The 13,292-nt window shown below is 66.4% G+C and carries 8 protein-coding genes and 1 pseudogene; 2 read left to right on the forward strand and 7 right to left on the reverse strand.

The genetic code is table 11. From position 1 onward, the window contains the following. The first annotated feature begins 16 nt into the window (after positions 1-16). Complete coding sequence (locus tag AC3WSN_RS14160) at positions 17-817, forward strand: response regulator transcription factor (protein WP_492538676.1); 801 nt, start codon at positions 17-19, stop codon at positions 815-817. Here AC3WSN_RS14160 and AC3WSN_RS14165 read toward each other — a convergent pair. The 4 genes and pseudogenes from AC3WSN_RS14165 to AC3WSN_RS14180 form a co-directional block, all read right to left on the reverse strand. After that, complete coding sequence (locus AC3WSN_RS14165; RefSeq protein ID WP_492538678.1) at positions 773-1,429, reverse strand: PAS domain-containing protein; 657 nt, start codon at positions 1,427-1,429, stop codon at positions 773-775. The two genes, AC3WSN_RS14160 and AC3WSN_RS14165, sit on opposite strands and share 45 nt — an antisense overlap. 273 nt (positions 1,430-1,702) lie before the next feature. Next, entirely contained in the window at positions 1,703-2,281 is a 579-nt protein-coding gene (locus AC3WSN_RS14170) for a helix-turn-helix transcriptional regulator (RefSeq protein WP_492538679.1), read from the reverse strand. Positions 2,282-2,530: 249 nt separating this feature from the next. Next, positions 2,531-3,496, reverse strand: a pseudogene (locus AC3WSN_RS14175) (IS630 family transposase). A gap of 81 nt (positions 3,497-3,577) precedes the next feature. Then, a protein-coding gene (locus AC3WSN_RS14180; protein ID WP_447715880.1) for an IS630 family transposase occupies positions 3,578-4,520 on the reverse strand; the annotation gives its coding sequence in 2 pieces (ribosomal slippage) (positions 3,578-4,183 and positions 4,185-4,520; 942 coding nt in all). 425 nt (positions 4,521-4,945) lie between these two features. Here AC3WSN_RS14180 and AC3WSN_RS14185 point away from each other — a divergent pair. Continuing rightward, a complete protein-coding gene (locus AC3WSN_RS14185) occupies positions 4,946-5,308 on the forward strand; it encodes a response regulator transcription factor (RefSeq protein ID WP_492538681.1) in 363 nt (120 codons plus the stop codon). A gap of 79 nt (positions 5,309-5,387) precedes the next feature. On the opposite strand, the gene AC3WSN_RS14190 is transcribed toward AC3WSN_RS14185, so the two are convergent. The 3 genes from AC3WSN_RS14190 to AC3WSN_RS14200 all read right to left on the reverse strand — a co-directional run bounded on the left by AC3WSN_RS14190 (position 5,388) and on the right by AC3WSN_RS14200 (position 13,219). Then, positions 5,388-10,421: a trifunctional serine/threonine-protein kinase/ATP-binding protein/sensor histidine kinase gene (locus tag AC3WSN_RS14190; protein WP_492538683.1), complete on the reverse strand. Its 5,034-nt coding sequence runs from the start codon at positions 10,419-10,421 to the stop codon at positions 5,388-5,390. A gap of 816 nt (positions 10,422-11,237) precedes the next feature. After that, positions 11,238-12,098: a helix-turn-helix domain-containing protein gene (locus AC3WSN_RS14195; RefSeq protein ID WP_492538685.1), complete on the reverse strand. Its 861-nt coding sequence runs from the start codon at positions 12,096-12,098 to the stop codon at positions 11,238-11,240. 224 nt (positions 12,099-12,322) lie between these two features. Further along, on the reverse strand, positions 12,323-13,219 hold the full coding sequence (locus AC3WSN_RS14200) for a helix-turn-helix domain-containing protein (RefSeq protein ID WP_492538686.1): 897 nt from the start codon (positions 13,217-13,219) through the stop codon (positions 12,323-12,325). Between the last annotated feature and the right edge of the window lie 73 nt (positions 13,220-13,292).

The raw sequence follows: 13,292 nt of genomic DNA on the forward strand, positions 1-13,292 counted from the left end.
GGCGTGCAGGCCGGCGGTGAACGAGGGACGCCCACCGTTCAATCCACGATCCGAGCCGCCTCCACCAAGAGGGAGTGATCGGCGCGACGCGTCGATCCAGGCGAGGTCTGCCGCGCCTGTCGATGTTGCACCGCATTATGTACTCCCCTGGATCGATTGCCCCATCCCGAGGTCCATTGGCGCCGCGAGCGACATGCCGGAACCCACAGTCCACATCGTCGACGACGATCCGGCTCTTCGCGCGGCGCTGACGCGACTGTGCAGGTCGGCCGGGCTCGCGGCCGTCGCCCACAGCGATTCGGCAGAGCTCCTGGTCCCGCGCGTGCGCAAGGCGCCCGAATGCATCCTCCTCGATCTGCGATTACCCGGGCAGAGCGGCCTGATGGTGCAGGAGGCATTGCGCGATGCCGGCTGCACCGTGCCGATCATCTTCCTCACCGGGTACGGGACGATCCCGATAACCGTGCGCGCGATGCGCGGGGGAGCCGTCGAGTTCCTGACCAAGCCGGTGAGCGATACGGTCGTGCTCGACGCGATCCATCGCGCCCTGGCGATCGATGCGGCTGCGTTGGAGGCCAGCTGGGCCCAGGACGATCTCTCGAGACGCCTCGCCTCCCTGACACCGCGGGAACTCGCATTGCTGCGATGCGCCATCGGCGGCCTGATGAACAAGCAGATCGCCGCCGAACTCGGGATCACGGAGATCACCGCCAAGGTGCATAAGCGGCGCGTCATGGAGAAGATGCGTGCCCGCTCGCTCGCCGACCTCGTCCTAATGGCGCATCAACTCGGGATCGAGGCTACACGGCAGCGCTGACCGCGCCATCGCGGCGCTTCGCGTGCCGGAGCTCGCCGGCCACGTCCTGGACGGCGCGAACCTCAGTGAAATTAATTGCTCGGACTGCGGGCGGCTATCTCGTGCGCGAGCATCCGACCTGCCACCATCAGCGCCCGCCTCGGGATTGGCAGCAGTTCCTTCGCACTGTCCTCCTCGACAAGGCCATCGGCCATCAACAGATGGGTGGCGACGCGCTCCAGCGTCGTGGGCGGCGTCGCGGGGTGCGTCGGCGTTGGGACGAAGCTCGCGTGCGTGCCGGGCGATCGGGGGTTCGGAATCGGTGAATCCGATTTCCGTCATCGAGCCGAGGTAGCCCAGGAACGAGCGGTTCGGTGGTTCGAAGGATGGAACGCCGCCGATCGTTACCCAGGGGTGGCTGCCATCGGCCCGTCGCATGCGGGGGCAAAGCCTGTACTCACTCCGCCGGTCACGAGCGGTGCGCAGGAAGGTCACCGCCGTCTCCCGGTCGTCGGGGTGCACGCACCGCAATGAGCCGTGCTCCACGGCCCTGTCCGCCGCGCGTCCGGTAAAGGTGCCCCATTCCGGGCTGACGTAGGTTACTCGGCCATCTGCCCTCGCGACGAAGATCATCCCAGGCGCCCCGCGGCTGGCCGGCGGTAGCCGCACCGGGCCGGATATGGCGTTGAACCCAGGTGCAGGGTCCCGGCATCCGGCTCGGACCGACGCCGCCCCGGAGGACGAAGGCCTGGACTGCTCGGTGGCGCAGGCCGAAAGCCAGGATCGGCGACCGGTTGAGGCCGTGGCGCGACCTCCGGGCACCTTCCACGCTCCGGGGCGGCCAGCGCGAACGACCACACGGTGAGTTGCGCCGGCCGAGCCGACGGTATCCCGCGGGCACCGCACTCACCGCCCGAGGTCGGTCTGGTTGGCTTGGCGCCAGCGATGGGGCGCCTCGCCGACGGCCTGTCGAAACACCCGGCACAGGTGCGCCTGATCCGAGAAGCCGCAGCCGAGGGCTATGTCGCTCAGCGCGGCCCGGGTCGAGACCATCGCGGACTTCGCCCGGGATACCCGCCTCATCATGATGTACGAATGGGGCGACACCCCGAACGAAACCTTGAAGACCTTGCAGAGGTACGAGGGGCTCAGCCGTACCAGGGCCGCCAAGTCCTTGATCGCGATCTGCCGATCCAGGTTGGCGGTAACGAAACTTTCGATCCGGCTTCGCTGCCATCTCGCCAGCCCACCTGCGGCATGAGATCTGGCCTCGGCTTCGTCTCGAGGGGCTGATGGTGCGTCGATCGTGCCGTCCAGAAGTGCCAATGCGGACATCACGTAGTGCCGCGTTGAGGTGGGATCCCCATCCAGCGCGAGCTCGGCACGGCGGAGCAGGTCCGATATCCGACCGCAGACGACAGCATCTCTAGGTGGCACCCTGATGCCGGCATAGTTACCGTCGAGGGATGAACTTGATGACAGCATGTGAGTCGTCGCTTTCGGATATCAAATGCCGGCTTTGATAGAAGTCGCGGTATCGGATGGACACGCCGACGCGCAGCTTAATTGCAATCTATCGTGGCAATCGGTCTATCTCGATCAATCATACGTCAGTATAGTTGCCGGAAAGATGCCCCCGGACGCATCCGATGCCGAGCGACGGACATCATGGAACCATGGTGATGGAGCTGGGTGGATGAATCATGGGCGGCGCGCGCCTAGAGCGGCATCCGATCAGGTTGCATCGTATCCTGCAGCGGCAAGGTAGGCTCGACATTCAGCTGGCGCGAAGCGGGTTAGGCTGCGCCGTATGGCGTCCCAGAGGTCTGGGATGGTTCGCGCCGCCGCACTGCGCAGCAGCGCCTTCAGCTTCGCAAAGGCCATCTCGATCGGGTTGAAGTCGGGCGAGTAGGCCGGGAGGTAGAGCAGCCGGGCTCCCACCGCCTCGATCTGGTCGCGGATGCCGCTGACCTTGTGAGCCGGCAGGTTGTCCATGACGACCGTGTCGCCGGGCTGGAGCGTCGGAGCGAGCACGTCGGCCACGTAGGTGCGGAAGGCCTGCCCGTTCATGGCACCGTCCAGCAGCCAGGGGGCGGTGATGCCGCTGGTGCGCAGACCCGCCGTGATAGTGGTGGTTTTCCAATGGCCCTGCGGCACGCTCATCCGGCAGCGTTCGCCCCGTGGAGCGCGCCCGTAGCGCCGGGCCATGGCGGTGTTGGCTGCGGTCTCGTCGATGAACACGAGGCGATCCGGGTCGAGGTCGAGTTGGCCCTCGAACCACGCCTCGCGCGCAGCTCTCACGTCCTCCCGGCCCTGCTCGGCCGCGTGGCCTGTCGTTTTTTTCGCGAGATGCCGTGGCGCTTGAAGAAGCGCGAGAGGCTACTCTGAGCCACGCAGATGCCGTGCTCGGCCAGAGCCGCACGGAGTTCGTGCAGGTAGATGCCGGGCTGCGCCTCGTAGAGGGAGACGATCAGGTCCGCCTGGGCCTCGATCTGGTGCGAGCGCTGATCGCCGCCCATCGCGCTGATCGCCGCCCATCGGCTTGGGCGCGACGTGGCCCTCACGGGCGAAGCGCTCACACCACCGACTGGCGCTCGCCAGGCTGACCCCAAAGCGTTCGGCAGCTTTGTGCCGGGAGGCGCCGGCCGCGACGGCACCGACCACGCGCTGACGCAGATCGACGGACAGGGCTGAGGACATTGGCGCTCTCCTTCGCCGACCAACCCTTCACCTCGCCAGCCGTTTCATCACGCTCGGATGGTGCTCTAGAGCGTGTTGTTTTCACACGGAAGCGTAGCCTGAGTTGGTGAGGTAGTTGGCGCATTCGTTGGGCGCGACGAGATCGAGAACGTGCCCGACGCGGCGCCACGTGGCCTCGACGGTCCTGGGTTCGCCGGCTCGGGTGAAATGCTTGAGCTTTGAGAAGAGCTGCTCGATCGGGTTGAGATCGGGGCTGTAGGGCGGCAGGAACAGCAGATGCGCGCCGGCGGCTCGGATGGCAGCCCGGGCGGCTCTGCCTTTGTGGCTTCCAAGATTGTCCAGGATGACGACGTCGCCCGGTTTCAGCTCAGGGACGAGGACGGTCTCGACGTAGCGGCGGAAGATGGCGCCGTTGATCGGCCCGTCGACGACCCAGGGCGCGCTGACCCGGTCATGGCGGAGCGCGGCGATGAAGGTGAGCGTACGCCAGTGGCCGTGTGGGGTCTGCGCGTCCAAGCGCTGGCCGCGCGGTCCCCAGCCGCGCAACGGTGCCAGGTTGGTCTTGACCCAGGTCTCGTCGAGGAAGACCAAGCGGCGCGGATCGACTTTCGCCTGATGCCTTTGCCAGCGTTGGCGCTTACGCGCGACGTCGGCCCGGTCCTGCTCGCTCGCCCGCAGCGTTTTTTTTGAAGCTTAGCTCCTGGGCGCGCACGAACACCCAGACCGCACGCAGGTCCGTCTTCACCCCGCGCTCGGCCAACTCCGCCACCAAGCCCCGCAGGGTGAACGGCCCACCCCGCACCCGCTCGGAAAGCCATGTGCCCGGCTCACCCGACAGCACCGGCTTCTTGTGGCCGCCGATCTGCCCAGGGCTCAGCGTGCCCGTCTCCCGCTTGAGCTTGCGCCACTTCGAGACGCAGGATGGGCTGATCGCCAAAGCCCGAGCGATCATCCGGATCGTCTCGCCGGCCTCAGCGCGGGCCAGAGCCCGCTCGCGTAAATCCTCCGAATAGGGCTGCGTCATCCCACATCGCCCTCCGCTGCAGGGCTGACAGACAACCAGACCACAGCCGGCCCGTGAACCTCGATTCCGTCAAAAAACAACCTGCTCTAGAGCGAACGCTGTGCCGTGAGGCCGCGGCCACCGAGGTTCCTGGGACTCTCCCATCATGCCTGTCGCGACGCCGGTGAGGATCGCGGACGCTTGCGCCGCGGCACCGTGTCGGTCCTCGGCGCAAGCGGGCGGCAGTCCACATGCTCGTCGTTCGTCGCCTCGAGTCGGGCCGACGATTGGCACGACGGGGTTGGTCATCCGGCCGCCGCTTCAAGGTGCGTCGTGGCGCACCATGATTAAACCTTGGTATGATTTAAAATTCCGGTATTCTGCTCCAGGCCTTCCGAGGCTTCCGGCGCCGTCAAGATCTCCGGCCCTGCGTGAGGACTTGACTTGTGTTACAAAAAAAAGTCGTTGCGATAGTCGATGATGACGCGGCCGTGCTCTCGGCCCTTTCTAGTCTCGTCCGGTCGATCGGCTTCGTCGCGTTGACCTTCAGCTCCGCCGAGGCGTTCCTCGCCCACCCCGACCTGTCGAACGTGACCGTTCTGATCAGCGACATCCAGATGCCCGGTGGCATTAGCGGTTTCGAACTCCAAGAGGGTCTGCGATTGCGGCACCTCAGCATTCCCACGGTCTTGATGACCGGCCTGTCCGACGAGGCGATCCGGGAACGGGCGCTCGAAAGCGGTGCATGGAAATTCATGCAGAAACCCGTCGACAGCGACGCCCTCATCGAATGCCTGGAGATGGCCTGAGGCCGAGACACCTTGGCCTCCAGGCGGGGCCTCCCCCGGCACGGCGGCGAATGGCGGTGATGGCTCGGCGGGTGGCTCCTCACATCTCGGCCGCGACCGGCAATGAGAAGACGAAACTCGTGCCGCCGCACGGTGACGGAAGCGCGCCGAGCGTTCCGCCATGCGCCTTCATGATCGAGCGGCAGATCGCCAGTCCCATTCCCATGCCGCTGCTCTTCGTCGTGAAGAGAGGCTCGAAGATCCGACCGATAACGTTGGGCGCGATCCCGTCGCCGGTGTCGTGGACATGTACCGTGATCTTCGAATACCGGCAGTCCGACCACACCGTAAGTCTCCGCCCGGCGGGATCCTTGGAGCTCATGGCCTCGATCGCGTTCGTGACCAGGTTGAACACGACCTGCTGCAGCTGGGTGCGGTCTCCGATGACATGGACGTCGGTGCCGGCCAGGCGCACGTCGAGCGTCACCTGCATGGCTTCCAGCTCGGTCGAGGTCAGGTTCAGCACCTCGCGGATCACGTCGTCGATCCGCACGTTGCCAAGCTTCGGCGGCGCCTGCTTCGCCAGCGATCGCAGGGCCCGCACGATGTCGGCCGCCCGGACCGCGTTCTCCTGGATCGCCTCAAGGTTCGCGAGCGCCTCGCCGATCTCGGGGGTGGCCCGCCTCAGCCACCGCTGGCCGGCCGCCGCGTTGGAGCCGACGCCGGTCAAGGGCTGGTTGATCTCGTGTGCGATGGAGGCGGCGAGACCCCCGAGCACGGTCATGTGGGCCGTCCGCGCCAGCTCCGCGCGCGCGCTGCGCAGCGCCCGCTCTGTTTCCCGGCGCCGGGAGTTCTCCTCCAGAAGCTCGGCATACAGCCGCGCAGCCTCAAGGGAAATCGCCGCCTGTGGGGCGAGCAGCTCGAGCGCCGCGGTGCGGCCGGGGGTGAACACGCCGGACGCGAGATCGTTCTCCAGGTACAGTATGCCGACGAGGCGCCCCTGCTTGAGGAGCGGCAGGCACATGGCCGCCCGTAGCGATCGGCCGCCGAGGTCCAGCGCGCCGGCGTGGGGGCCCTCGCCATCCGCATCGTCGAGGACAATGGTCTTCTTGGTCCTGATCACCGTGTTGACGATGGCCAAAGGGACCGCGTCTGCGGTTGGTTCGGCCTGATAGATGTCCACGGCGATCGCGCCGTCGACCACGCGGCCAGTCGCCTGGATCACGGGCGTGTCCTCGTGCATCAGGATCAACATGCCGTAACGTGCGCCAGCGTGGACGATCATGCTGTCCATCAACTTCATGATCAGCTGGTCCAACACGATCTCTTCCGAGAAGGCACGCGCCGCCGCCGCCCAGACCGCGATGTCGAGGGCGGCCTGGCCGCTCCGCGGCGGGACCGGCTCCTCGCGACGTTCCGCCCTCAACAAGGGGTGCTCTGCCTCGATGCGGCGGACCTTCTCCTCCGCTCCCCATCGATGGTAGCATTCAATCGCCGTTCGAAGGTGCTGCCGGGCGGCGGTGCGCAGCCCGCTGGCCTCGCAATGCGCCGACGCCAGCTCATGGGCGAGCGCCTGCTCCTGGACGAAGCCCGCGGCGGCGGCGGCCGCGGCCGAGCGCTCGTACAGCTGCATGGCCTCGACGTCGACGCCGCGCAGGCGAGCGATCTCGGCATCGATCATCAGCAGCTTGTTCGAGAAGGTGGCGGGGTTGAGGGTTGCCCAGAAGGCCAGCCGCTCCCGGTGCGGGCCCAGCTTCGCGATTCGTTCCGAGACTCCGGCGGACGCGTCCTCGACTTGGGCAACGGTCAGGGCCGAGAAGAGGTGATAGTCGGCGAGGTTGATGTGGGCAGGGATCGCCCATTCGAGCTGCTTCAGCATCGCCAGCCTCAGGGCCGCCTCGCGATAGTCCTTGAGGTAGGCCGCCGACATGCCGGCGTACAGCCATTCCCAGAAGAGGGTTGGCTGAGAGACCGGCGTCACGCCATTCTCTCCGAATCCACCTTGTCCGGGATCCGCCTGCGGCGCCACGATGCCGCCGCCCTGCCGGAGGCGCTCGGCGAAACGAATCTGCGAGTTCAGCAGGAGCTCGATGTCCCTGAAGCCGATCTGGCGCGTCAGGTTGAGGCGGCCCTCGGCCTCGTCGATGACGCGCGACAGGGGTTCGCCCATGAAGATGAGGTTCGAGACGATATGGTTGCCGGCATAGCACGCCATGCCGAGGTCACCGCTCATAACGCCGACCGACGCGGCTTCGCGCGCGTTGGCGAGGGCGAACGTCAGGGGCCGTGTCCAGACGCTGACCTGGTCCATCGCGACAAGGGTCGCTGCGCGACCGGAGTCCCAGCCGTGGCGATCGATGAGTTCCACGGCGACGTTCGCGAATGCCAGTCCGTCCTCATAGGCATCGTAGTGATGCGCGATGTAGACGCCGAACCAGGAAAGGCCGTACGGCGACGCCGCGGTCGCCCCACTCTCGAGCGTCAGCTCGACGATCTTGGCGAGGTGAAGGAAGCTGATGCCGTCGTCGACGAAGAACGACGCCTGACATGTGACCAGAAGCCCCATGGCTGCTTCCAGCTTCGGATCCGTGGCGACCGGCAGCTCCACCAGGCTGGCGATCCCCCGGCCTTGCACCCTGCTCCGGATGGCGTGATAGGTGTGGGACAGGTCTTCCGGCGACGGATAGCGCTTCAGGCTGACCCCGAGAGCGTCCAGCCCGGTCAGCACCGACGTGATCGCCGATTCGTAGTCCGACCGCAGCGTCTGCAGCGCCGCCTTCAACCGGAAGGCGCCGGCGCGGTCTATGGCGGACCTTGAGTGCTCCAGGAGGTGGTCGATCTCAGTCGCGGCTAGGGCCAGCTCGGCCTTGATGATCAGGCACTCGCATCTCAGGGCGGTCACTTGGTATGTGAGCGCGTACTGGTCGGACCCGCTCGTCTCCGCCAAAAGCCGTCTCGTGGTCTCCAGGTAGCCCAACGCCTGATCGAGAGCCGCCGCGCTCTTGGCGCGGCGCGCCGCGGCGAGCAACAGGTGGGCGAACGATGTCGTGATCTCGGCCGGCAGCCCGTCGGTCCTCGCCCGCTCAACCTGATTCGCGATCGCGAACGGTGAGTCGTCCGGTGCGGCCTGCCACATCTCGACCATCGCGATCGCGATGCGGGCGTGGGCCGCGGATCGCGCGGCGGGCGTGGACGAGGCGTATGCGGCTTCCAGCACGCGATCGTGCGAGAACGCGTAGGTGGTGGCCTCGCGGGTGAGCAGGCCCGCCGCCCTCAGGCCTTCCGCATGGGCGCGGATCCAGCCTGGATCGGCCCCGAGGACGCGCGCCAGCAGCCCCTCGTCACAGCTTGATCCGACGCACGCGAGGCAGCGGAGGATCTCGCGACCTTCCTCCGGCAGCCGGTCGAGGCGCCGGACCATCAGATCGACCACGTTGTCGGTCGAGTGGTGGCGGGCGACGGCGGACATGTCCCAGGTCCATCCGCCGCCGTGTTCGTCGAAGCGGAACACGTCTTCGTCGACCAGGGTCCGGAGCAGCTGTCCGACGAAGAACGGGTTGCCGGCCGTCTTCTCGTGAACGGCGCGCGCAAGGGGCTCGACGCGGTCCTTGCGGCATTGCGCGGCCACCGCGATGAGCGTTCCCACGTCGTCTACCGACAGGGGCCGCAGCATGAGTTCGGAGATGGGGATGGACCTCGCCGACACGTGCGAGCTGAGCGCCTGCAGCTGGGCGCTGCGCGCCGTCTCACCGTCACGGTAAGATCCGATCAACAGGATGTTCCTGACGTTCTCCGTAAGCAGGAATGTGAAGAAGCCCCATGTCGGGTCGTCGGCCCAGTGGAGATCGTCGAGGAAGACGACCAGGGTCTCGTCGTCCTGGGCGAAGGCCTGCATGGTGTTCAGGATGGCGGCGTTGACGCGCCGCTGGGCTTGCTCTGCCTGAAGATCGGCGACCGGGGGCTGCCGACCGATGATGAGTTCCAGCTCCGGAACGAGTTTGGATACCAGCTGCCCATGACCCGCGAGTGTGGTCAGCAGAAGGTCTTGCCTGCGGTGGAGCTCGTCGCGGCTGGCGCTCAGGAGGCGGTCGACCAGGGACCGCAGGATCTGCGCGATGACGGCGTAGGGTATGTCGCTCTGGTGCTGGCCGCTCTTCCCAAAGGCGAAGGCCGTGTCCACCCGCTCGGATCTCGCCTGCGCCGCGCCGACGAGCGCGGACTTGCCGGCGCCGGCGGGGCCGGAGATCAGGACCAACTCGGATCGACCGCTCCGTCTCACGCGTTCGACCGCGCCGAGCAGCGCGCTCGTCTCGGCATCCCTGCCGAAGAGCCGCTCGGAAAGGGCCAGGTTCGGCCGCGTATCCCGCCCGAGGTGAAATTGCCTGATTGATCCGATCTCGGCCCACTCGGTCTTGCACCGCACTAGATCGGCGAGCAGCAGGGATGCGCTGCCGTACCGGTCGACCGGCTCCTTGGAGAGGAGCTTAAGGATGATCTCCTCCAGTGTCGTCGGGACGGCGCGCGAGTGGCTCGGGCGCGGGGGTTGGACGGCCACGTGGACGTGGAGCCATTCGGCCGCGGTGCGGGCGGTGAACGGCAGGCGTCCAGCCAGCAACTCGTAGAACGTCACGCCGAGGGAGTAGAGGTCGCTCCGCTCGTCGGCGTACGGGTCCGAGCGCCGTGCCGCCTCGGGCGCGGCATAGGGCAGAGCGTCGTCGGTGACCGGCAACTCGGGCCAATGGTCGCCCGGCTCGTCGAGGGCGATGCCCCTGCCGAACCCGGCGAGCCGGACGACGCCGTCGGCTTGAACGTGCAGGTGAGTCGGGCGGAGGTCGCGATGCAGGATGCGACGGTCGTGGGCGCGCGCGAGGGCGGAGGCCGCGCCGACGGCGATCTCGAGGAATCGCTCGATCGACATGGCATCGCCCGCCATGGGCGGGGACGCCCCGGCGGCGTCCTCGAAGACGAGGACGGGTCCCTCCTGCGCGGGGATGAGGGCCAAGGGCGCGACGCTCCATGAAGGCTCCAGGCGCGAGGAAAGACGTTGATGAGTTTCAAACTCGCGGCATACGCTCGAAGCTTGCCAACGCGTGGTCTCGATCAGCCAGTCCGCATCGCTTCCCGGATCGCGCACGCGGTACCGCGTGCGATCGCCATCCCGATTTAAAAATATCGCATGAACCCGTTCAAGGAATGCTTCATTAAAGTAATCGGATGACTGCAACTGGGAGCAAATTCTAGCGCTCATAGCTATGTTTGCCCCGATTCCAATTTTTTGAGGGGCTATGAGCCGCGAACAAGCATCCAGATCTGGATACTGCCGTCGCGCTCATGCTCCATGTACGTGAGTGACATGCGGAGTACATTTTCCATTCGGCGCCCAGTTCGCTAATGAATGATTTGCCTTGCTAGCTTTGTGCCAATATCCTAAAATCATTTGGTGCAGGGCGCGCGGGTGGATGTGCTAACACTTCACCCGACAAAAATTTTGTACAAAACGATCATGTTTTGGAAGGCTCGAGGAGCTTCTTCGTGACGCGATGATCGATGGCTATTTGGAGCCTGCAGGCGCCGACAAGATCCACTTCAGGTCAGGGCTGGCGAGCATCGTTCAAACCTGCCCTTCATCGATTATATGCATCGGATTTTGCCGATCTTCGGCCGAAAGACCCTCACCCTCGATGGTCCTCCGAGACCGACGCCTACGCCTCCGTGCCGAACCGCTGCGTGAAGGCGACGTGCTGATCATCCACCTCCGGGATCATCACCCGTCGCGATCGCGCAACGTCTCAAATGGCTCCGGACACGGGCCGACCGTCGAGCCGCTCGGCAGATCCCGCTCGCGAATTGGCCCCTGCATCCAACGCCACGCCATCGACGCACGGGGCGACGATCCGCCCGAGCCTGGCTTTGCGCCGGCGTTGCGAGTTCCGCCAGGGGGCGTCGAATGTCAGTTTTCCGCCGCCAAGTCCGGCTCGATGGAACGGCGCCAACGGCCAGGGCTCATGTGCTCCGCACGGGCGAAGACGCGGGTGAAATGGCTCTGGTCGGAGAAGCCGCAGGCGAAGGCGATGTCACCCAGCGACAAACGCGAGCGCATCAGGTCCTTGGCGCGGGCGATGCGCTGCCGCACGAGCCAGGCATGGGGCGAGACGCCGGTCGAGCGCCGGAAGGCGCGGGCGAAATGGCTGGGCGAGAGCCCGCACGCCGCCGCGACGGCCGGTATGCTCGGCGACTGGGCGAGCGCGGCGCGCATGCGGTCCTGGGCGCGCTTGAGTTGCCACGGCGCCAAACCGCCGCGCGCCGGCTCGACGCCGTCGGCGAAGTCCGCGTAGGTCCCGAGCAGATGGGCCGCCAGGGCGCGGCCGAGCTGGTTGCGGAACACCTTCGCTCCACGATCCGACCGGTCGAGCGTCGCCGACGCGCGCAGCGCCAAGTCTCGGATGGTGGCATCGCTCAATGGCCTGCCGCACGCCTCCGTCAGCGCGTCGAGGGGGTCGGTCCGGTCGGCGCGGAAGCAGGCGGCGATCTCCGCGAGCAACGACCTGTGCAGGGCGATGTTGATCGCCCCTGGCAGGAGGGTGATCGAGGGTGGCTGTCGGAGGTCCAGGAGCAGGATGTCGCCCAACTGGGGTAGGCCGGCGGGGGCTGGCTCGCCGCTTCGCCGCTCCTCGGGACGTGCGGTCGGCAGCACCTGCACGAGCAGCACCTCGCATTGCAAGTTCGTGGGCGGAGCCTCCGTCGACCGGGCCTGGAAGACCAGCATGTCGGTCTCGCAGGACCGCGTCGCCGGCCATTCCTGCGGCACCATGCCCGTTGCTCGAGATAAGCCGCGGGATGGAGCGGCTCCGCGCCCGCACGCGCGCGAGGCGGGGGACCGCAGAATGATCTCCCTTCGATCAGGGCGCGATATAGATGCCTCAAGCATCGTAGTCTCTCCTGTCTCTACAGGAAAAACATTATGTCCTTCTAAATAATCCGTCTTTATTTGGATTGCTGCGATTTTTGTCGATCTTGCTCTTTATAGGCCGATTTTTATCCAAGCAGCTTACGATACTCGGATGGCGTGCAGCCCTTGGCCCTCTTGAAGGCCGTCCCGAAGGCGGCCTGGCTCGAGAATCCAGAGCGCAGGGCGATGTCGAGGATCGAAGCCCTCCGGTCGGCCAGGAGTCGGCATGCGCATTCCAGCCGTTCCGCGCTGACGAACCCGTAGGGCGTCTGCCCGGTGACGCGCTTGAACATCCGGGCGAAGTGGAAGGGGCTCAGGCACGCCACGGCGGCGAGGTCGGCGATGGACAGGTCGCGGTCGAGGTTGTCCCGGATGAAGGCGACGGCGCGTTGAATCCGGTCCGGGCACGCACTGTCCTCCTGCGAGGGACAGGCGGCATCCGGTCGGTCGTGCCCGTAGGCTTGCGCGATCCGCGCGGTGAGCGTCAGCGCGGCGCTCTCCACCATCATCCGCCCGGCCGAGGTTTCCTGGACCAGTTCGCCGAGGATGGACAGGCCGATCTGGCGGATCAGCGGGTCCTGTACATCGGCGAGGTAGCGCACCGCGTCGGCCCGGATCCGGGTGTCGCCGTAGAGGTCCGCCATGGCCTCGAAGCGGCTTGTCGGCAGGTAGATGTGTAGGATCTCGTTGAGGGGCGCGGAGATGTTGATGTCATCCTCCCCGACGCCGACCGGACAAAGCCAGATCGTACCCGCCTCCACGGCTGTTCGCTGCCGCACGCCCGCGCCCTTGCGGCTCACCCGGGCGCCGACGCTGCGCCGCGTCGCCAGGGTGATCTCCATCTGCGTCGGCACGATCGCCGGCAGGTCTCCCGCGGGATGGGAACGGAATTCGGCCGCCACGCCCCGCCAGCCGCGGTCTCGGGAGGAGGCGAGCAGGCCGGCCTTGGGGAACTTGATAATCCCGTGTCGGTGCAAATCCATGCTCGCAACATGCAATGCATGGTTGGATCGCGCCATTATACAGGCGTATCGCGGATGGGCGATGCGGCGCCCT

The sequence above is a fragment of the Methylobacterium sp. FW102-HT35C08 genome, from assembly GCF_058790235.1.

Bases quoted from the DNA above. Each gene is read 5' to 3' on its own strand.
- AC3WSN_RS14200 (WP_492538686.1), bottom strand. From the start codon at position 13,219: ATGGATTTGCACCGACACGGGATTATCAAGTTCCCCAAGGCCGGCCTG.
- AC3WSN_RS14165 (WP_492538678.1), bottom strand. From the start codon at position 1,429: ATGATCTTCGTCGCGAGGGCAGATGGCCGAGTAACCTACGTCAGCCCG.
- AC3WSN_RS14170 (WP_492538679.1), bottom strand. From the start codon at position 2,281: ATGCTGTCATCAAGTTCATCCCTCGACGGTAACTATGCCGGCATCAGG.
- AC3WSN_RS14195 (WP_492538685.1), bottom strand. From the start codon at position 12,098: ATGGTGCCGCAGGAATGGCCGGCGACGCGGTCCTGCGAGACCGACATG.